Source organism: Sporosarcina sp. SAFN-015 (genome assembly GCF_059415085.1).
In genome coordinates, this window is sequence record NZ_JBPFDR010000003.1 from 274475 (window position 1) to 294811 (window position 20337).

Here is a 20337-nt window from a genome sequence, read left to right on the forward strand (position 1 = left end):
GTTTGAAAAAGACTGGTGTTGGATCATGAACCGTCTATGTATTGTTTTCTGGCATTTACTAAATCGCCTATCGTTATTTAATTGAAACCCAACTGTCAATTTTCAAATGATATATGTTGTTGCTTATTTGTTGAATACCCGTCCACAACGACTAAGTTTCATTATACGTGAGAATGCCCTTACTACACAAACAAAAAAAGCCGGCGAATGCTCCCGGCTTTCTTTTATTGAAATACATGCTCGTTTTTTTTGAAATTATTCCATACTTCGTCGAATGCAGCAGCACCTTCTTTGAAGCCTGCTATTAACGGAAGTCTCACTCCTCCGGTATCGATTCCCATCTTGGCAAGTGCATACTTGACCGGGACAGGGTTCGGGGCGGAAAAGACCGCTTGGAATAACGGTAGTAATATCCTGTGCATTTTTGCCGACTTTGTCGTATCGCCTAATTTGAATGCATTGATCATTTGCTGCATTTCAGCCCCGACGATATGGGATGCTACTGAAATGACACCATCTCCGCCGATAGATAATAACGGCAATGTCAACGAGTCATCTCCGCTATATACTTTAAATCCATTATCAGTTCCTGAAATAATATCGGACATTTGATCGAGACTTCCGCTCGCTTCTTTGACTGCCCGGATATTTTTTATTTTCGATAATTCGATTACGGTTTCAGCTTCCATATTGACCGCGGATCTGCCGGGGATATTATAGAGTAGTATTGGCAGGTCCGTAATGCTTGCAATATGGGTAAAGTGTGCAACAATCCCTTTTTGGTCGGGTTTGTTGTAATAAGGAGTCACTAACATGATTCCGTCGGCACCTAGCTCATCCGCTTGCTTTGTCAATTTGACTGTTTCTGCTGTATTGAAGGTTCCTGTCCCTGCAATGACAGGAATCCTCTTATTGACGATTTCAATTGCGTATCTGAAAATATCCGATTTTTCTTGATGATTTAACGTGGGGGATTCCCCCGTAGTCCCACAAACAATTAAGGAATCCGTCCCAGTTGCGATCAAATGCTCGATCAACTTTTCCGTCAAGTCAAAATCGATGTCTCCAGTATGTGAAAAAGGAGTGACCATCGCTGTGCCAATTTGCCCAAGTTCCATTCTGACCATTCCTTTTCATCGCTATGATGTTGAAACGATTGCTCCGTGTTTCATTTACTACGTAACAGGACGGAACAATCGCTTCAAAAAAATTTATTTAATTAATTCCTCAGCAATTTGAACCGAATTCAATGCTGCACCTTTCAATAAGTTATCTGAAACAATCCACATATGGAATCCAGCAGGATGTTTTGGATCCTTCCTAATACGTCCGACAAACACTTCATCTTTCCCTTCCGCAAATAACGGCATTGGATACAATTGTGTAGACGGGTCATCTTGGACGACAACGCCCGGTGCACCTTCCATAGTAGAACGGATATCGGCAACAGTAACGTTTTCATCGTTTAACTCGATATATACCGATTCAGAGTGCCCTGTTACTACAGGGAGGCGTACACAAGTGGCAGTGACCGCCATTTGCTGATCGCCGAATATTTTTTTCGTTTCATTCATCATTTTCAATTCCTCTAAAGTGTACCCCGATTCATCGAAAACATCGATTTGCGGAATAGCATTGAAAGCAATCGGATAATGGCGTTCAGCAGAAGCGCTCGGCAGCAATTCCGCTTTAATAGTTGCACGTTCTGCGAATTGCGTACTTTGCTGAGCAAGTTCATCTATCGCTTCAGCACCCGCTCCCGATACCGCTTGGTACGTTGAAACGATAATACGGTTGATGCCGAATTTTTCTTTGATTGGTTGTAGTGCAGCAACCATTTGGATTGTAGAACAGTTCGGATTCGCGATAATTCCCGAGTGATTTTGCAAAGTTTGCGGATTCACTTCAGGAACGACTAGCGGCGTCCCTTCATCCATTCTGAACGCACTCGTATTATCAATTACGACTGCACCTCGTTCTACCGCTTCGTGTGCAAACTTTTGGGAAATAGAACCTCCTGCACTGAAAAATGCAATGTCGACACCTTCAAAAGACTCAGGCACCGTTTCTTCCACGATAAACGTTTCACCGCCTGCAGAAATTTCAATACCTGCAGAACGTTTTGAAGCTAGCAATTTTATCGATGTTGCGGGGAATTTTCGTTCCAAAAGCTTTTCAAGAATTTTCGTTCCTACTGCTCCAGTAGCACCTACAATTGCAACATTCAAATTATCATTTTTCATTTCAATCTCCCTTTCGTTTTACGGACCTTCGGATATATATACATTTATTCGTTTATTAATGCAAAAGAACATTAGCTCATTTATGCAAGAATAAAAACCTCACCCTATGTCCTATAAGAGTTCATTGGAGAAATTATAACATATCTAGAAATCTTCTGCTTTGTATTTTTAATATTATTTATGAATAATTAAAAGTGGTTGAAGTTGTCGGTGTTCAAGAGCAGCTGCAGCTGCAGGAACCATCAAAGTGAAATCGGAGATTAAAGAGTTCGGTTTCTTAAAAGGATCATCTTGGCCGAACGGGATGAAAAACACATTTTTCATGTTTAGCAGCTTCATGATGTTTGGACCATTCAAGCCTAAAGCGTCATTTGTCGAAATACCGAGCAAAACTGGGCTGCCGTTCCGCAAAGTTGCCTTAGCAGCCATTAAAACTGGAGAGTCAGTGGCCGCGTTGGCAAATTTGCTTATGGAATTGCCTGTCATCGGTGCGATGATCATGCAATCTAGCGGATTGCTTGGTCCGAACGGCTCGGCCCCTACAATTGTCGAAACGACCTTTTCTCCTGTCGCTTCTTCGATTCTTGCTATCCATTCCTCGCCTGTGCCGAATCGTGTGGCAGCAGTCAGCACGGAATGTGTAATGATAGGAACAACGGTCGCCCCGTTGTCCTGTAAATCGCTAATGACCGGTAATATTTGGTCATACGTACAATGGGATGCCGTAATACCAAGGCCAATTCTTTTTCCTTGTAGCATCTTTTTCCCCTTTCATTTACTATTCATCCTCAGCAACGCTTCTGACAAAGCCATTGCCGCATCTGCCGGAAAGTGTTTTCCCGGCAATCCGAGGTGTATTGTATAGTATTCATCAGGGGCATTGTCCCTTAGGCAACCAGGCGCGGATGCCAAATCATAAATGCGCAATGTGGAATCGGTTCCAACTTGAAGCCATTTCGCAGGTATTGTGTTCACGAGGATTCCTGTTACATTTACCGTATCAGCGGGCAGCAGCATTGTTTTATAACCGTTTGCGGCTGCTTCCCCTAACTGTTCCTTAGAACGTGCTAAAATGGTTACAGAGGCTCCCAGTGACGATAAAACAGCAGCTGTCGCTTTGCCGACTTTGCCAAAGCCTGCAATATAAAAATGCTCCCCTGAAATTCGTCGTTTTGCCGAAGAATAGTATTCGATCAGAAATCCTTCCGCGGTTAACACGGCATTCTCCCAGACGAATTGCACTTCTTTCAAATATGGTCGGATTGTAATGCTAGCATCATGGAAAGACGCCAACCAATCCTGAGAGGCGACGCCTGGGTAAAGTATCGTATCTTTATTAATCTTATCCACTGGGATAGTGCCTTCCATTTGCAATATCGGAAAGACGATATGTTTTGGAGAGAATTCGTCAAGAATGTCGGATAGCTGTTTTGAATAAACATTTCTATCATAATGGAAAACGTCGAAGCCTTGTTGCTTCATAATTCGACTACATTCCGATAATCTACGATCAGTTCCGATGAACAGCCAATTTTCGTCAATTGTCGTCAAGGTCAAATTCCCCCAAGCTATGCGTTTTCCCAAATAGGATTCGATGCTCACCAATTAACACGATTTCACTCCAAGGTATGAATTCTGTCGTTTCCTGTTCTTTGTTACGGAATGGAAACCTTCCAAATTTCTTTTTCACTTCAAAGCCGATGATTGCTCCGGTTTTTCGGTTGAAAATCAAATCGGTATCTGCAAGAAATCCATAACGAATTCCTTCTTCCACTTGGATTAGCTCTTTTTGAGCCATTTCGGATAGCAGCATAGTATTGCCCCCTTTTAAATGTCCTCGTCTATCATATGATTCAAAGAGGGCAAAGCTGCACATTTCTATATTCGGATCCTTTTCATCGCTTTCTTTGGAGCAATAATGGAAATTGCTCGTTCTTTCGTAAACGTCTCACGTGCAATGTTATTCACATTTTCAAGTTGAACTTTGTCAATCAGTCCGACTACTTCGTCTATCGTCTTATGCTCGGAAAGGATCAGTTCATTCTTACCGTTACGATGCATTCTGGATTCCGAACTTTCAAGACCTAGCAAGAAACTGCCTTTCAATTGCTGCTTCGCATTGAGCAGCTCCTTCTCCGTAACGCCGTCCGCTACAATTTCAGCGATTAGCTGATCCATCGTCGAGACCATCTCTTCCAAATGTTCGGGGCCGGTCCCACCGTAAATAACGAATGAACCTGTCGTCATATATGATGAATAATACGAAAACACTGAGTACGCAAGCCCCTTCTCCTCCCGTATCTTTTGGAACATTCGGGAAGACATCGTCCCGCCGATAATACTGTCTAACAGAATTAAATCATGAAGCCGGTCGTCAGTTATGGAAAGACCCGGATAACCTAAACAAATATGCGCCTGTTCAATATCTTTGTATTTCGTTGTCCTGCCGTTATGGAATACTGGAAGTAAGCCATCATTCGTTTTTGTTGACCTATTCTTGATGAACGAATTGAAAAGAGTCTCAATAAATGAAATCAATTGATCATCAAAATTTCCTGCTATCGATATGACGATGTTTTCAGCTGAATAATGTCTTGACATATACCGTTCGATCATTTCCTTATTGAATGAATGAATTGTATCTTTCACACCGCCTATAGATCTTCCGATCGGATGCCCAGGATACATGACAGACCAAAGTCGTTCATCTACATCATCATCCGGCGTATCTTCGACTGACGCAATTTCATCCAATATAACGGACTTTTCTTTTTGAATGTCGTTTTCATCAAAGAGGGAATTGAACAACATGTCGGCCATGATCGTCAATGCTTCTTCCGCATGATGGTCAAGCACGGTTGTGTAGAAGCAAGTCATTTCTTTGGATGTATATGCGTTAATATCTCCACCCATCCGGTCAAATTGCTCTGCAATCATTCTTGCGCTGCGCGTCGTTGTCCCTTTAAAAAGCATATGTTCAATAAAATGAGCGAGTCCCCACTCCTCTTCTGTCTCATCGTTGGAACCAGCCTTTACAAATAGGCCGATTGCCAGAGACCGTACAAATGGCATCTTTTCGTGAATGATTCTAACGCCGTTTTGATATCTCTGTTTTTGTAGCAATTCTTTTCCCCCCGCTAATAAAAATAACAAAAAGCCTCCGTCTTCACACCATCGTAAAGAGGGGCTTTCCATTATTATATGCTAATTGATTATTCGTTTTTCCCTTTTTCTGCTGCTTCTTTTTCTTCTTTCAAAACAACTTTACGGGATAGATTTACACGGCCTTGATTGTCAATTTCGATAACTTTCACAAGAAGTTCATCGCCCATTTTCAATACATCCTCAACCGCTTTCGTACGTTCTTCTTGAATTTCGGAAATATGAAGAAGTCCGTCTTTGCCAGGGAAGATTTCAAGGAATGCGCCGAATTTTTCAATTCGTTTCACTTTACCTAAATAATATTCTCCGACTTTCGCTTCACGAACGATGTTTTCAATCATCATTTTCGCTTTTTCGTTCATTTCCGAATTTGGTGAAGAAATGTAGATTGTGCCATCTTGTTCTGTATCGATTTTAACATTTGTTTCTTCGATGATTTTATTGATTACTTTTCCGCCAGGTCCGATGACGTCGCGAATCTTGTCTGGATTAATACGGATCATAATGATCTTAGGCGCATATTGTGAAAGCTCTTCACGAGGCGCGGAAATAGTCGCCATCATATGACCAAGAATATGCATCCGACCGATTTTCGCTTGGGCTAAAGATTCTTCTAAAATTTGACGGGATAGTCCTTCAATCTTAATGTCCATTTGAAGAGCTGTAATCCCTTTTTCAGTTCCAGCCACTTTGAAGTCCATATCACCAAGATGGTCTTCCATCCCTTGGATATCGGATAGAACGGAATAGTTGTCCCCTTTCTTCACAAGACCCATAGCGATTCCCGCAACTGGCGCTTTGATCGGAATACCTGCATCCATCATAGCCATTGTAGAGGCACAGATTGACGCTTGGGAAGACGATCCATTCGACTCCAATACTTCCGCTACGAGACGGATTGTGTATGGAAACTCTTTTTCATCTGGAATGATTGCTTCAAGTGCACGCTCACCGAGAGCACCGTGACCGATTTCACGACGGCCTGGTCCACGTATTGGACCTGTTTCCCCTACACTGAAGTTCGGGAAGTTATAATGATGCATGAATCGCTTCGACTCTTCCAGTCCAAGTCCGTCAATAATTTGCACTTCACCGAGAGCTCCCAGCGTACAAACGCTTAACGCCTGAGTTTGTCCACGTGTGAACAAGCCAGAACCATGCGTGCGCTGCAAAATGCCGACTTCAGAAGAAAGTGGACGGATTTCATCCAAACCACGGCCATCCGGACGGACTTTTTCGTCAGTGATTAGACGGCGGACTTCCTCTTTCACAAGTTGGTCCAAAATGCTTTTCACTTGCTTCATTGTTTCTTCATCCGCTTCATCGGCTGCATATTGTTCCATAACTTCATTTTTCACAGCTGTGATCGCTTCTTCGCGTGCATGCTTCTCTTCTGTTTGAATTGCATTGATTAAATCGGATTCACATTTTGCTTTCACTTCTGCAAGCAATGCTTCGTCAAGTTCGAATAATGTAATTTCCATTTTCTCTTTACCGACTTCAGCAATGATTTTCTCTTGGAATTCAATCAGTTGGATGATCTGCTCATGACCGAACATGATCGCTTCAAGGATGACATCCTCTGCAACTTCCTTCGCGCCGGCTTCAACCATATTAATGGCATCTTTTGTTCCAGCGACGACTAGGTCAAGTTCACTATTTTCTAATTGTTCAGGTGTCGGATTGACGATGAACTCACCATTGATGCGTCCGATTTGCACGCCTGCGATCGGACCTTCAAATGGGATATCAGAAATCGACAATGCTAGGGAAGAACCGAGCATTGCTGCCATTTCAGATGAGCAGTTCTGATCGACTGACATGACGAGTGAAATGACTTGCACATCATTTCGGAATCCATCCGCGAACAATGGACGGATCGGACGGTCGATGAGACGGCTTGTTAGAACGGCCTTTTCCGATGGACGTCCTTCACGTTTAATGAATCCGCCGGGAATCTTTCCTACTGCGTATAATCTTTCTTCATAATTGACGGTCAATGGGAAGAAATCAAGCGCTTTCGGATTTTTCGAAGCTGTCGCTGTAGATAGCACGCTTGTATCTCCGTAGCGTACGAGCACAGCACCATTCGCTTGTTTCGCGAGCTGACCCGTTTCAATCGTTAACGGTCTCCCAGCCCACTCAAATGAATAAACTTTTTTTTGTTCTGTCATTACGGTACCCCTCTCTAATATCAAGCATGGACATCATACGTAGTATGTATTAAATAGTAGTGTATCAAAAAAGAAGGACATATGCGAAAAATAACATAAGATTAATCATTCAATAAAAAAAAGCGGGCATGGCCCGCTTTTTCGTATACATCTTATTAACGGCGAAGGCCGAGTTTGGCAATAAGATCACGGTAACGTTGAACATCAGTTTCACGTAGATATTTAAGAAGTCTACGGCGAGTACCGACCATTTTATAAAGACCACGACGAGAATGGTGATCTTTCTTGTGTGTACGTAAATGGTTGTTCAAGTTGTTGATCTCTTCAGTAAGGATAGCGATCTGTACTTCAGCAGATCCAGTATCGTTTTCATGAGTTTTGTATTCGTTGATCAATTCATGTTTACGCTCTTGTGTAATAGCCATCCTTTTCACCTCCTAATAATTGAATATCCCCAAATCCCGAGCAAACGTTGGTGATTCGTTCTGCCAAGGAAAGGTTTGTGCGCTAGCACTGATTTATCATAACATGTGCGGATTGTGGATGCAACTAAGAAGTCACAATCCGCATGGCTACTTTACGTTTCAGGCGGGCGCTTTCCGGGGGGCGGGCGGTGAGCCTCCTCACTTCACTTCGCTTCGTTGCGGGGTCTCACCTGTCCCGCTTTATCCCCCAGGAGTCGCCGCCTTGCACTCCAAATAGCTAGAATCACCTACGACATATTAATTCCCTTATTTAACAACTGCCGTGCCGTCTCCTTGTCCTTGCTAATTTGCTCAACCAATTCGTCAACCGAATTGAATTTCTGCTCAGACCGGATGCGTGCGATCCAGTCGACAGCGGCTTTTTTTCCGTATAGATCAGAATTGAAATCGAGTACATGGACTTCTACGCTTGGCTTCATTGTATTAGGATCGTGGAAGGTTGGCTTCACGCCGACATTGCAGACGCCTTTATACGATTGTCCGTCGAAGGAAAAATTGACAGCGTAAACACCATTTGCAGGTAAGATTGTTTCTTCGTCGATTGAGATATTAGCAGTTGGAAATCCGAGCAGCCTGCCTCTTTTCTCGCCGTCTACGACAGTGCCGATCGTTCTGAACGGTCGGCCGAGCAATGTAGCCGTCTTCTCAACATCACCGTCGGAAAGAAGCTTCCGGATTCGGGTCGATGATATTTTCTCGTCAGAATCTATTACTTTTTCGATGACAGTCGTACCGTATTCTCCATTGGATAGCGCAGCCATCTGCTCCATCGTGCCAGCACCTTTTGAACCGAACGTGAAATCGAATCCGGCGGTCACATGCCTGATTCCTAATTGTTTAATAAAGATATTAATAAATTTCTCAGGCGAAAGAGAGGCAAGGTCCCAATCGAACTCAACAATGAAAAGGGCATCGATTCCCAATTCTTCTAGTAGACGTGATTTTTCCGGATATTTTGTAATATAGCCGACCTTATCCTTCCCTTTTCCAAACAAGTGCGATGGATGCGGGTCGAATGTCATGACAGCGGAACGGATTCCGAGTTCAGCAGCTTTTGCTTTTGCTTCGTTGATAACTGTTTGATGACCTTTATGAAGTCCGTCGAAAAAACCGATAGCAAGTGAAAAAGGACCTTTATCATCGATCGTTGTATGAGATGGATATTGCAAATGGTAAATTTCCATATAATTCTCCCCTACTGATTGAATGGAAACATCTTTTCAGGTTTCATCAATCCTTCTTTTGTCGGATGGTTGCAATAAATTGCAATCGCTTTTTCTGCTCTCGTAAAAACGATTTTCTCCCTTCCTACGAGTGAAGGGTGTTGAGGCAGCACTTGCCCGTTCATTATCTTACCATACAAATTATCATCAATTTCTACAAATTCAAACTCGGCAAGCGCATCTTCCAGAGGTCGAATATATTGTTGAATAGTATTTTGCTTTTTCTGTTCTTCCACTTCATCAAGCGTCAAGCAATCATTTTGACGGAAATTTCCGGAAGCCGTACGGACCAAGGTTGCCATATGGGCAGGGAATCCAAGTTTTTCTCCGATTTGCACGGATAACGTTCGGATATATGTACCTTTTCCGCACGCAATTCGTATCATGAATCGAATTTCTTCCCCTTCGAACAACTCTCTGTCATCAAGCAATTCGATTTTATATATATGTACGACCCTTTTCGGCCTTTCAACCTCTATCCCTTTTCTAGCGTATTCATACAGCCTTTTACCATTCACTTTTACGGCCGAATACATCGGTGGAATTTGAACAATCTCACCGGTGAGCTGCTCAAGCGCCTCTAGAAGCTTTTCTCGTTTAATTGATTTATATGACCCATCCGCTGCTACGATAGCCCCTTCGGCATCTTCCGTTTCCGTTGATGCACCAATCGAAACTGTTGCTATATACTCTTTGCCGGCATCCGTTACGTATTCGGCGACCTTAGTCGCTTGTCCAAGGCAAATTGGGAGAACGCCTTCCACATTCGGGTCGAGCGTCCCTGTATGCCCCACTTTTTTCATCCCCAATATTTTCCGAAGCTTGAATACGCAGTCATGCGAAGTCATCCCTTTTTGTTTCCACAAAGGAAGAATCCCATCCATGTATATCCTCCTTATTTTAACGTACTTATACAAAACGGAGGAAGTCGGAAAGTCCATTCGGACGCCGACTTCCTCCAATAGTTCATTCTTCTTCGCTCTTCACTTCACGAAGCAGCGATTCAATACGATTTCCGTATTCGACAGAATCATCAAACGCAAATTCAATTTCCGGTGTCTTCCTAAGTCTGATCCGCTGACCGATTTCCGTGCGGATAAACCCTTTCGCCTTTGTCAAGCCGGCAAGAGTTGCCTCTTTTTCCGAATCTTTTCCTAACACTGAAATGAATATTGTTGCCTGTTGAAGATCGCCCGTTACTTCGACGTCCGTCACTGTGACAAAGCCGATGCGAGGGTCTTTCAATTTTTGGCCAATGATTCCGCCAAGTTCCTTTTTCATCTGTTCAGCGACACGATTCGCACGCATAGACATGGATGGTCACCCCGATTCCGTTTCAATAGTAGTCAAGTATCATTTCTGTCATTTCCCATTCCGGATTCGATTCCAAGAAACGGATGGCCCTTCTTGTCTCCCCTTCGGCAGCATCTTTTGACGATGCAACCGAAACGATAGCAATTGTAGTTCTTTGCCATAAGTCTTGATGATCGATTTCAGAAATGGAAACGTTGAATTCATTTTTCACACGATCCATCATTCTTTTCAGAACGGATCGTTTACCTTTTAACGAATGGACGTCAGGTATGAAGAATGTACATTCAGCATAGACAATCATGTCCGTTTAACTTCCTCCATGACGAAGGCTTCAAAAATGTCGCCTTCTTTAATATCATTGAAGTTTTTAACTGTAATTCCACATTCATATCCTCTTGCAACTTCCTTAACGTCGTCCTTGAACCTCTTCAATGTATCAAGTTCACCTTCAAAGATGACGATATTATCACGCAGTACACGTACACCTGCATCACGGGTAATCTTGCCTTCCGTTACATAGCTTCCCGCAATAGTACCGATTTTCGATACTTTGAACGTTTCACGGACTTCGGCTTGACCAATCACTTTTTCCTCGTATTCAGGATCCAGCAATCCTTTCATCGCCGATTCGATTTCCTCGATCACCTTATAGATGACACGGTGCAATCGAATATCAACGCCTTCTTCTTCGGCCGCACGTTTAGCATTGACATCTGGACGCACATTAAATCCGATGACAATTGCATTTGATGCTGCAGCTAAGGAGATATCCGATTCGTTAATCGCACCTGCTCCTGTATGGATGATTCGAACGTTAACGCCTTCCACTTCGATTTTCATAAGGGAAGCTGCCATCGCTTCAACTGTACCTTGAACGTCAGCTTTAACGATAAGGTTCAATTCCTTCATTTCCCCTTGTTTCATTTGATCGAATAAGTTGTCTAGCGTCACACGTGTTTTCTCACCACGTTGTTCCTGTAATGCATCGCCTGCTCTCGATTCACCGATTTGACGGGCTGTCTTCTCATCTTCGAAGACGACAAAGCGGTCTCCAGCCTGCGGGACATCGCTCAAACCTGTAATTTCAACTGGTGTGGATGGACCTGCATCCTTCACTCGGCGTCCAAGGTCGTTGATCATCGCGCGCACTTTACCGAATGTGTTTCCGACGACGATCGGGTCACCTACACGTAAAGTTCCATCCTGTACAAGAAGAGTTGCAACCGAACCGCGGCCACGGTCCAATTGCGCTTCAATGACAGTACCTCTAGCGCGGATATTTTTGCTAGCTTTCAACTCAGCAACTTCCGCTACGAGCAGTACCATTTCCAACAACTGATCGATTCCTTCGCCTTTTAATGCAGAAATCGGTACGAAAATCGTATCTCCGCCCCAAGCTTCTGATAAAAGACCATGCTCTGTTAATTCCTGCATGACACGATCTGGATTTGCGGTAGGTTTATCCATTTTATTCACAGCAACGATGATCGGAACTTCAGCGGCTTTCGCATGGTTGATCGCTTCAATCGTTTGTGGCATGACACCATCATCCGCTGCGACAACTAGAATTGTAATATCAGTAACTTTCGCTCCTCGCGCCCGCATTGTTGTAAATGCTGCGTGTCCAGGAGTGTCCAGGAATGTGATTTTCTTGCCTTCCGCTTCAATCTGATAAGCCCCAATATGCTGCGTGATTCCACCCGCTTCTCCTTGCGTCACTTTCGTATCTCGGATCGAATCGAGCAAAGTTGTTTTACCGTGGTCAACGTGCCCCATGATTGTTACGACAGGCGGACGTTCAGTAAGTTCGCCTTCCGCTTCTTCAGATTCTTCGAAATAAATTTCTAGATCCGTTACATCGATGCGGATTTCCTCTTCCACTTCGACTTCATATTCCGCACAGATCAACTCAATCGCATCTTTATCGAGCTCTTGGTTGATTGTTGCCATAACGCCAAGCATGAATAGTTTTTTAATGATTTCAGACGGTTCTCTGCCTAACTTGTTCGCAAGTTCACCGACAGTCAACGATTCATAGAAAGTGATTTTTTCCGGCAATGGCTTTTCCACCTTCGGCATCGGTGCCGGACGATGTCTTCTACGTCCTTGGTTAATACCACGTGCAGGTGGCCTTCCACCACGTCCAGCTGGACGATTACCGCCTTGAGCTCCTTGTCCTTGTCCTTGCCCTTGGCGTTGACCACCTTGAGCTGGACGGTTGCCGCCTTGTGCGCTTCCTTGCCCTTGGCGTTGTCCGCCTTGTGCCGGACGGTTGCCGCCTTGTGCGCTTCCTTGCCCTTGACGTTGTCCGCCTTGTGCCGGACGGTTGCCGCCTTGTGCGCTTCCTTGCCCTTGGCGTTGTCCGCCTTGCGCTGGACGATTGCCGCCTTGTGCGCTTCCTTGCCCTTGGCGTTGTCCGCCTTGCGCTGGACGATTGCCGCCTTGTGCTGGACGGTTACCGCCCTGTGTTCCTTGTCCTTGACGTTGGCCGCCTTGTGCTGGACGATTGCCGCCTTGCGCTCCTTGTCCTTGACGTTGGCCGCCTTGTGCTGGACGATTGCCCTGTTGTTTATTGTCTTGTGCATTGCCTGAAGGACGTGCAGAATTTGAAGCTGGCTTCCGATCACTGTGTCCGTTTCTGGACTTGTCGGATTGGTTTGAACCACCTTTTCCAAAACGTTGATCCAATTTTGTTGTTGCATCATTATCAAGCATTGACATATGGTTCGTTACATTCACATTCATTTTTCCAAGCTCTTCGATGACTTCTTTACTCGTCCGATTCACTCGTTTCGCGTATTCGTGTACACGTATCTTCGTCATTAGCCCACCCCCGGTTATATTCGTTGAGGAGCCCGGACGCTTTTTTGGCAAAGCCGGCATCCGTTAACGCGAGTACGACCCGCGACTCTTTTCCGATTGCATGGCCGAGAGCTTCCCGGCTCCCGAATACATGCTTCTCAACGTTGTAAAAATTACATTTGTCACTCACTTTTTTTTGCGTGTTCTTTGAAGCATCTTCAGAAACGATGACTAAGCGTGCATTACCCGAACGTACTTCTTTGACGACTAGTTCCTCGCCAGTGATAAGCTTCCGGGCTCTTGCAGCCATCCCTAACAATTGGAAGATTTCCGTAGGATGATTCATTTCAATGCCTCACGACGGATTGCATGCAGTAGATCCTCATAGACTTCTGCAGGCACCGATGTTCCAAGCTGGCTTTCAATCGATCGATTGCGCTTTGCTGCTTCAACAGCTTCCTCAGTTTTCGATACATATGTACCACGCCCTGATTTTTTGCCTGTCAAATCGACTGAAACTTCACCTTCCTTTGTGCGGACAATGCGAATCATTTCTTTCTTTGGTAACATCTCGCCCGTCGCCGCACATTTACGCAAAGGGATTTTCTTTTTGCTTGTCATGGGCAGTCATCCTTTCAACTCAATTGTCTTCGTTTGTTTCAGAATATAGATCGATCGTTTTCAAATCGGATTCTTCTTCTGGTTCGTCATCGAAATATGGATCTTCATTATATTCATCGTTTCCATTTTCGGTAACGGCATATACATCATTATCAAATAGTCGTTCTTCAACCGAATGATCGGCAGTTGGAGGATAGATGCCTAACTCACGCGCATCTGTTTCACTTTTGATATCAATTTTCCACCCTGTCAATTTAGCTGCTAACCGAGCGTTCTGTCCCCGTTTCCCGATTGCCAATGATAATTGGTAATCCGGCACTACGACAGTTGTAGATCTGTCCTCTTCGTTCACTTTAACGTCCAATACTTTGGAAGGGCTCAATGCATTCGCCACAAAGATGACTGGATCTTCGGACCATTCCACGATATCAACTTTTTCACCGTTCAATTCATTTGAAATCGATTGAACACGCGCTCCGCGGGACCCTACACAGGAACCGACAGGATCCACTTCTTCATTATTCGTATGGACTGAAATTTTCGAACGATCTCCTGCCTCACGGGCGATTGATTTGATTTCAACTGTGCCGTCGTATATTTCCGGCACTTCCATTTCAAACAAACGGCGTAAAAGGCCAGGATGCGTACGGGAGACAAACACTTGAGGACCTCTTGAAGTACGCTCTACTTTAGTAATATACACTTTGATGCGGTCATGAGGCTGGTACGACTCTGTAGTGATCTGTTCGCTTGCAGGCAGCACTGCCTCCACTTTTCCAAGACCGACATAAAGATTTCTTGCGTCCAAGCGCTCTACAATCCCATTGACGATGTCATCTTCCCTATCAACATATTCGTCATAAATAAGACCGCGTTCAGCTTCACGCACACGTTGCGTAACGACTTGCTTCGCAGTTTGCGCTGCGATCCTGCCGAAATCACGTGGAGTCACTTCTTCTTCGACGATATCTCCGATCTCATAAGCGGGGTTGATAGCTTCCGCATCTTCAAGAGCGATTTGAAGTCTTTCATCTTCCACTTCTTCAACGACATCTTTACGGGAATATACTTTCATCGTCCCTTTTTCCAAATTCAAATCGACACGCACGTTTTGTGCTTGGTTAAAGTTTCTTTTATATGCGGTAACAAGTGCCGCTTCAATCGCTTCCACAATTACATCCCTAGAAATTCCTTTCTGCTTTTCAAGGGCTGTTAATGCATCGAGTAGATCACTACTCATAATTAATCACTCCTATATTCAATTATGCGGAAAAATTGATCGCCAATCGTGCAAATGCAATTTTTTCCTTGTCGATGACGACTTGCAATTTCCGAGTCTTTATGCGAATTTCAACTTCTGCTGCATCCGGACCGTAAGATAGCAAGTATCCTTCGAACTCTTTCATGCCATTGATCGGTTCATACGTTTTAATGAAAACATATTGACCGATCGCTTTTTGGAAATCCTCTTCTTTCTTCAGTGGACGTTCTGCACCGGGCGAGGATACTTCTAGGAAATAGTTCTGAGAAATTGGATCTGTACGATCCAGTTCTTCGCTAAGCCTCTCACTCACGAGTGCACACTGTTCGATATCGATATTCCCTTCCGGTGTATCGACATAAACCCGTAAAAACCAGTCTCTTCCTTCTTTCACAAACTCAATATCAACCAATTCCAACTCAAGGTCATTCACTATCGGATTGACGAGCTTTTCAACTTCTTCCGTAATTTTACTCATCATAACCCTCCCGAAATTTGATTCAAACTTGTCTTATACGAATTGAACAACAGAAAAGAGCGGGAAATCCCACTCTTTTCGCAAGACATATAGCAAAAGTTGCTCCAATTATACCATCTACTGGGCATCATTGCAAACAATGTGCCACCCGGAGTCTAGACGATGCCAATTGACCAATGGATTAGAAAAGAGAAAGTTGGTTTGAATCTGGCATGCCTTCCAAGCAGCCTAACGAATCCATATACTCAATAACCGTTTTCGAGACTCTTCCCCGTTGTTGCAAATCCTCTTTCGATAAGAAGATACCATCTTTACGGGCTTCTACGATCGCTTTAGCGACGTTTGTCCCTAAGGAAGGAATGGCATCAAACGGTGGTATCAATTGGTTGCCATCAATAATGAATTCGGATGCCGAGGATTTATATAAATCTGGCTTCGCGAATGAAAAGCCCCGCTCAACCATTTCCAATGATATCTCAAGTACTGTAAGCAAGTTTTTCTCTTTAGGTGATGCTTCTAAACCTTTATCGTTAATCTCTTTGATTTTCGCACGGATGGAAGCATTGCCTTTCGTCATTGTCGCAAGATCATAATCAGTCGCACGGACAGTGAAATAGGCTGCATAATACATAATTGGATGATGTACCTTAAAATAAGCGATTCGGAGTGCCATTAGAACATAAGCGGCGGCATGTGCCTTCGGGAACATATATTTGATCTTTTTGCATGAATCAATATACCAGCCTGGCACATCATTCGCCTTCATCTCTTCTTCGAATTCAGGCGTCAGACCTTTCCCTTTCCGGACCGATTCCATTATCTTAAATGCTACAGACGGCTCAAGCCCTTGGTATATTAAGTAAACCATAATATCATCACGGCATCCGATTACATCGGACAATTGACAGATTTTATTTTGGATTAGCTCTTGAGCATTTCCAAGCCACACGTCCGTCCCATGGGAAAGGCCGGAAATTTGGATGAGCTCTGAAAATGTCGATGGCTTCGTTTCCTCAAGCATTTGCCGTACGAAACGAGTACCGAATTCAGGCACACCTAAAGTTCCCGTCTTGCAATCTATCTGCTCTTCCGTGACACCTAATGACGAAGTCCCGCTAAACAGCGCCATAACTCCATCGTCATCGGGCGGAATCGTTTTCGGGTCGATCCCTGAAAGGTCTTCAAGCATTTTGATCATCGTCGGATCATCGTGCCCCAGTATGTCCAGCTTCAAAAGGTTATTATCAATTGAATGGAAGTCAAAATGCGTCGTCCGCCAGCTTGAAGCCGTATCATCTGCCGGGAATTGAATCGGTGTAAAATCAAATATCTCCATATTGTCTGGGACAACGATGATTCCACCCGGATGCTGCCCGGTATTCCTTTTGACGCCCGTACAACCTTGGACGAGTCTGTCAATTTCCGCACCGCGCAAATGAAGGTTATTATCATTCATATATCCGCGGACATAGCCGTACGCAGTCTTTTCGGCAACTGTGCCAATCGTTCCCGCACGATACACAAAGTCCTCTCCGAAAAGCTCTTTCGTGTAGTTATGTGCATGTGCTTGGTACTCTCCACTGAAGTTCAAATCGATATCCGGAACTTTATCTCCATTGAATCCGAGGAAGGTTTCAAATGGTATATCCTGTCCATCTTTTTTAAACATCGTCCCGCAAGACGGACACGCCTTGTCCGGCAAGTCAAAACCGGAGCCGACTGACCCGTCGTCAAAGAACTCGGACGTCTTGCATGATGGACAAACATAATGTGGAGGCATCGGGTTTACTTCCGTAATTTCCATCATCGTCGCGACGAGGGAAGAGCCGACGGATCCACGGGAACCGACAAGATATCCGTCATCCAATGATTTCTTCACGAGCTTGTGCGAAATGAGATAAATGACGGCAAAGCCATTGTCGATGATCGATTTTAACTCCTTCTCGATTCGTGCTTCAATTATTTCAGGAAGCTGTTCACCATAAATGCTGCGAGCCATTGAATAAGTGAGATCCCTAACTTCATCATCCGCCCCGACAATCGTAGGCGTATACAGATCATCTTTAATTACTTTCACATCTCCGACACGGTCAGCAATCGCCTGCGGATTATCGATGACAATTTGTTCGGCAACTTCCTCGCCTAAAAACGAGAAGTGCTCGAGCATTTCGTCAGTCGTCCGGAAATGGACTTCAGGCAAGGAATGACGATTCATCGGGTTAGCGCCGCCTTGAGAACGGACAAGCACTTGACGATACATAGCGTCTGTCTCGTCGATATAGTGGACATTCCCCGTTGCACAGACGGGCAGACCGACTTTTTTCCCGAGCTTAATCATCTTCCGCATAATATCTTCCAAATTCCATTCATCCCTGACCAATTCCAGTTCAATTAGATGAGAGTAGGCAGGTTTCGGATGAAGTTCAAGGTAATCGTAAAATCCTGCAATTTCCTCGACTTCTTCCATCGACTTCTGCATTAAACCTTCAAAGACTTCCCCTTTGTCGCAGCCCGAACCGACGAGAAGACCTTTTCGGTATTTCATCAATAAAGAGCGCGGAATACGCGGCACTCTGTAAAAGTAATCCATATGGGAAATGGAAACGAGTTTGAAAAGGTTTTTCAAACCTTCATCATCGGTTGCAAGCAATGTGCAGTGGGATGGCCTTGATCGTTTATAAGCATCCCCTTCACCGATATTTTTATTGAAATCGTCCAAGTATTCAATTCCTTTTTCCGTTGCCGCATCTTTCATAAGACGAATGAATAAATATGCCGTTGCTTCTGTATCGTAAATCGCGCGGTGATGCTGTGTCAGTTCAATATCGAACTTTTTGGCCAACGTATTTAAGCGGTGATTCCGCATCTCCGGATATAAGAAACGAGCCAACTCGAGCGTATCGATGACCGGATAGCTTTTATCGTGCAATCCTGCCTTCTTGCTCGCTTCGTAAAAGAAGCCCATATCAAATGATGCGTTATGCGCGACAAGGATCGCATCGCCAATAAATTCCTTGAAATCTTTTATGACTTCCGATACTTCAGGTGCATCTTTCACCATATCGTCAGTGATCCCAGTCAGTTCGGTCGTTGTCGAAGATAGAGGGTGATGTGGGTTCGCAAACCTTTCAAACCTCTCTTTAATCTCACCATTCACTACTTTGACCGCCGCCAACTCTATAATGGTGTCGTAGACAGCAGACAAGCCGGTCGTCTCCACGTCAAATACAACAAATGTATCGTTTTCGAGCTGTCGATGCTGCTCGTCATAGACAATGGGTACACCATCGTCCACCAAGTTCGCCTCTAAGCCGAATAATACTTTTATGCCATTCTTTTTGCCTGCCGAATATGCTTCAGGAAATGATTGAACGTTTGCATGATCGGTAATCGCAATCGCTGGATGCCCCCATTTTGCCGCCTGTGCAACTAATGCCGATGCTGAAGTCACTGCATCCATTTGGCTCATCATTGTATGGGCATGCAATTCAATCCGTTTGCGATCTTCTGGAGCATTATCTTTTCTGATAACTGGAGTGATTTCCATAACGTCTTGAGCCATCATAATTAAATCACGCACGAATGTATCATTCTGTATGCTGCCTCTAGCACGGACCCATGCGCCTTTTTTCAATGTTTTCATAAGCTCCGAATCTTCGTTATCCCGAGAGAACATTTTCACTAAAATGGAATCAGTATAATCGGTAACTTTCATTGTCAGTAATGAACGACCGCTTCTTAATTCTCTTACTTCTGTATCGAATACATAGCCTTCAATCGTAATGCGTCTTTCCTCATCTTGAATCGTTTGGATACCGACAATCGGTTCATCAGGTTTAATTGGAACACCTAAGACAAATGGTCTGTTGCCGACATCTCCATTCTCCTTCTTCATTGCTTCCATTTTTTGAAGGTTGGCTAAGGCGTTTTTCGCATACTCTTCTTCTTCAGCTTTTTTCTGCGCCATAAATGCAATTCTTTCCGCCTCATTATTGTCTTCAGCACCTTCTTTAATCGTGAATTCCACAGCTATCGAAGGAAAGCCGAAAGTTTCATACACTCCGGCGATGAGAGGTCCATACTTATTTTTCATCGTCTGCCGTTCAAAGTCATTCGCACAAGTCAATGTCATCTTCTCGCCAACGAGTACAGGCTGTTGACTAATGAGCCTTTCGCGGATTGGAGGTGACATATCCCTCATTTCTTCAATTACATGTGGCCAATAGCCAACGATCAACTCGGGATTACCTTCTGTCGTCCGTACTTTAATTTGAAGGCGTACCGTCGCTATGGAAGTAAAGGCTTCCCGCATTCTTTGTTGAAATAACTGATAGACAGCAACTGGCAACGTCTTTTCAAGCTCCACATTGAATTGCCATATTCTCGATTTGCGATGAATATCTACTCGTTCCAATGTTCCTTGCTCAAAATAGGAGACCGTTTGATCATCCGTCAATCCAATCTGTTGCAACAACGTGAGCAAATTAACTTTCGCATCCATATGTATACCCCCGTTTCGTACAGTGAAAAGAAGGGAAGTGCCGTTTTCGGCCTTCCCCTCCTAACCATCTATT

General features: G+C 44.2%; 18 protein-coding genes. All 18 read right to left on the reverse strand.

All coding sequences use genetic code 11. From position 1 onward, the window contains the following. Window positions 1-224: 224 nt before the first annotated feature. A complete protein-coding gene (gene dapA / locus ACR65H_RS07165) occupies window positions 225-1118 on the reverse strand; it encodes a 4-hydroxy-tetrahydrodipicolinate synthase (RefSeq protein ID WP_440499473.1) in 894 nt (297 codons plus the stop codon). A gap of 93 nt (window positions 1119-1211) precedes the next feature. Then, complete coding sequence (locus ACR65H_RS07170) at window positions 1212-2243, reverse strand: aspartate-semialdehyde dehydrogenase (RefSeq protein WP_440499474.1); 1032 nt, start codon at window positions 2241-2243, stop codon at window positions 1212-1214. 174 nt (window positions 2244-2417) lie between these two features. Beyond that, window positions 2418-3002, reverse strand: coding sequence for a dipicolinate synthase subunit B (locus tag ACR65H_RS07175; protein WP_440499475.1), 585 nt, complete (start codon window positions 3000-3002; stop codon window positions 2418-2420). A 12-nt stretch (window positions 3003-3014) separates the two neighbouring features. Then, entirely contained in the window at window positions 3015-3794 is a 780-nt protein-coding gene (locus ACR65H_RS07180) for a hypothetical protein (protein WP_440499476.1), read from the reverse strand. Then, window positions 3781-4056, reverse strand: coding sequence for a YlmC/YmxH family sporulation protein (locus ACR65H_RS07185; RefSeq protein WP_440499477.1), 276 nt, complete (start codon window positions 4054-4056; stop codon window positions 3781-3783). The genes ACR65H_RS07180 and ACR65H_RS07185 overlap by 14 nt, the downstream gene beginning before the upstream one ends. 65 nt (window positions 4057-4121) lie before the next feature. Next, window positions 4122-5366 (reverse strand): M16 family metallopeptidase, encoded by a 1245-nt coding sequence (locus tag ACR65H_RS07190; protein WP_440499478.1) that lies wholly within the window; start codon window positions 5364-5366, stop codon window positions 4122-4124. Between the two features lie 89 nt (window positions 5367-5455). Beyond that, window positions 5456-7579, reverse strand: a complete 2124-nt coding sequence (pnp, locus tag ACR65H_RS07195; RefSeq protein ID WP_440499479.1) for a polyribonucleotide nucleotidyltransferase — start codon at window positions 7577-7579, stop codon at window positions 5456-5458. Window positions 7580-7734: 155 nt separating this feature from the next. After that, entirely contained in the window at window positions 7735-8004 is a 270-nt protein-coding gene (rpsO, locus tag ACR65H_RS07200) for a 30S ribosomal protein S15 (protein ID WP_440499480.1), read from the reverse strand. Window positions 8005-8291: 287 nt separating this feature from the next. Continuing rightward, window positions 8292-9248, reverse strand: a complete 957-nt coding sequence (locus tag ACR65H_RS07205) for a bifunctional riboflavin kinase/FAD synthetase (RefSeq protein ID WP_440499481.1) — start codon at window positions 9246-9248, stop codon at window positions 8292-8294. A gap of 11 nt (window positions 9249-9259) precedes the next feature. After that, entirely contained in the window at window positions 9260-10171 is a 912-nt protein-coding gene (gene truB, locus ACR65H_RS07210) for a tRNA pseudouridine(55) synthase TruB (protein ID WP_440499482.1), read from the reverse strand. Between the two features lie 82 nt (window positions 10172-10253). Further along, window positions 10254-10601, reverse strand: a complete 348-nt coding sequence (gene rbfA, locus ACR65H_RS07215; protein WP_440499483.1) for a 30S ribosome-binding factor RbfA — start codon at window positions 10599-10601, stop codon at window positions 10254-10256. A gap of 22 nt (window positions 10602-10623) precedes the next feature. Beyond that, window positions 10624-10902: a DUF503 domain-containing protein gene (locus ACR65H_RS07220; protein ID WP_440499484.1), complete on the reverse strand. Its 279-nt coding sequence runs from the start codon at window positions 10900-10902 to the stop codon at window positions 10624-10626. Next, a complete protein-coding gene (infB, locus tag ACR65H_RS07225) occupies window positions 10899-13424 on the reverse strand; it encodes a translation initiation factor IF-2 (protein WP_440499485.1) in 2526 nt (841 codons plus the stop codon). Before infB ends, ACR65H_RS07220 begins: the two co-directional genes overlap by 4 nt. Further along, window positions 13372-13749, reverse strand: coding sequence for a YlxQ family RNA-binding protein (locus ACR65H_RS07230; protein WP_440499486.1), 378 nt, complete (start codon window positions 13747-13749; stop codon window positions 13372-13374). The genes infB and ACR65H_RS07230 overlap by 53 nt, the downstream gene beginning before the upstream one ends. Continuing rightward, window positions 13746-14024 (reverse strand): RNase P modulator RnpM, encoded by a 279-nt coding sequence (gene rnpM / locus ACR65H_RS07235; RefSeq protein WP_440499487.1) that lies wholly within the window; start codon window positions 14022-14024, stop codon window positions 13746-13748. The genes ACR65H_RS07230 and rnpM overlap by 4 nt, the downstream gene beginning before the upstream one ends. Before the next feature lie 19 nt (window positions 14025-14043). Then, entirely contained in the window at window positions 14044-15264 is a 1221-nt protein-coding gene (gene nusA / locus ACR65H_RS07240; protein WP_440499488.1) for a transcription termination factor NusA, read from the reverse strand. A gap of 22 nt (window positions 15265-15286) precedes the next feature. After that, window positions 15287-15763 carry a ribosome maturation factor RimP gene (rimP, locus tag ACR65H_RS07245; protein WP_440499489.1) on the reverse strand — a complete coding sequence of 159 codons (477 nt, stop codon included), beginning with the start codon at window positions 15761-15763 and terminating at the stop codon, window positions 15287-15289. Between the two features lie 181 nt (window positions 15764-15944). Next, complete coding sequence (locus ACR65H_RS07250; protein ID WP_440499490.1) at window positions 15945-20264, reverse strand: PolC-type DNA polymerase III; 4320 nt, start codon at window positions 20262-20264, stop codon at window positions 15945-15947. Window positions 20265-20337 lie beyond the last annotated feature (73 nt).

Excerpts from the sequence above, each read along its gene's own strand:
- ACR65H_RS07220 (WP_440499484.1), bottom strand. The coding sequence starts at position 10,902 with ATGATTGTCTATGCTGAATGTACATTCTTCATACCTGACGTCCATTCG.
- rnpM (WP_440499487.1), bottom strand. The coding sequence starts at position 14,024 with ATGACAAGCAAAAAGAAAATCCCTTTGCGTAAATGTGCGGCGACGGGC.
- rpsO (WP_440499480.1), bottom strand. The coding sequence starts at position 8,004 with ATGGCTATTACACAAGAGCGTAAACATGAATTGATCAACGAATACAAA.
- truB (WP_440499482.1), bottom strand. The coding sequence starts at position 10,171 with ATGGATGGGATTCTTCCTTTGTGGAAACAAAAAGGGATGACTTCGCAT.
- rimP (WP_440499489.1), bottom strand. The coding sequence starts at position 15,763 with ATGAGTAAAATTACGGAAGAAGTTGAAAAGCTCGTCAATCCGATAGTG.
- ACR65H_RS07205 (WP_440499481.1), bottom strand. The coding sequence starts at position 9,248 with ATGGAAATTTACCATTTGCAATATCCATCTCATACAACGATCGATGAT.
- ACR65H_RS07230 (WP_440499486.1), bottom strand. The coding sequence starts at position 13,749 with ATGAATCATCCTACGGAAATCTTCCAATTGTTAGGGATGGCTGCAAGA.
- ACR65H_RS07185 (WP_440499477.1), bottom strand. The coding sequence starts at position 4,056 with ATGCTGCTATCCGAAATGGCTCAAAAAGAGCTAATCCAAGTGGAAGAA.
- ACR65H_RS07175 (WP_440499475.1), bottom strand. The coding sequence starts at position 3,002 with ATGCTACAAGGAAAAAGAATTGGCCTTGGTATTACGGCATCCCATTGT.
- ACR65H_RS07250 (WP_440499490.1), bottom strand. The coding sequence starts at position 20,264 with ATGGATGCGAAAGTTAATTTGCTCACGTTGTTGCAACAGATTGGATTG.
- ACR65H_RS07170 (WP_440499474.1), bottom strand. The coding sequence starts at position 2,243 with ATGAAAAATGATAATTTGAATGTTGCAATTGTAGGTGCTACTGGAGCA.
- infB (WP_440499485.1), bottom strand. The coding sequence starts at position 13,424 with ATGACGAAGATACGTGTACACGAATACGCGAAACGAGTGAATCGGACG.
- dapA (WP_440499473.1), bottom strand. The coding sequence starts at position 1,118 with ATGGAACTTGGGCAAATTGGCACAGCGATGGTCACTCCTTTTTCACAT.
- rbfA (WP_440499483.1), bottom strand. The coding sequence starts at position 10,601 with ATGTCTATGCGTGCGAATCGTGTCGCTGAACAGATGAAAAAGGAACTT.
- nusA (WP_440499488.1), bottom strand. The coding sequence starts at position 15,264 with ATGAGTAGTGATCTACTCGATGCATTAACAGCCCTTGAAAAGCAGAAA.
- pnp (WP_440499479.1), bottom strand. The coding sequence starts at position 7,579 with ATGACAGAACAAAAAAAAGTTTATTCATTTGAGTGGGCTGGGAGACCG.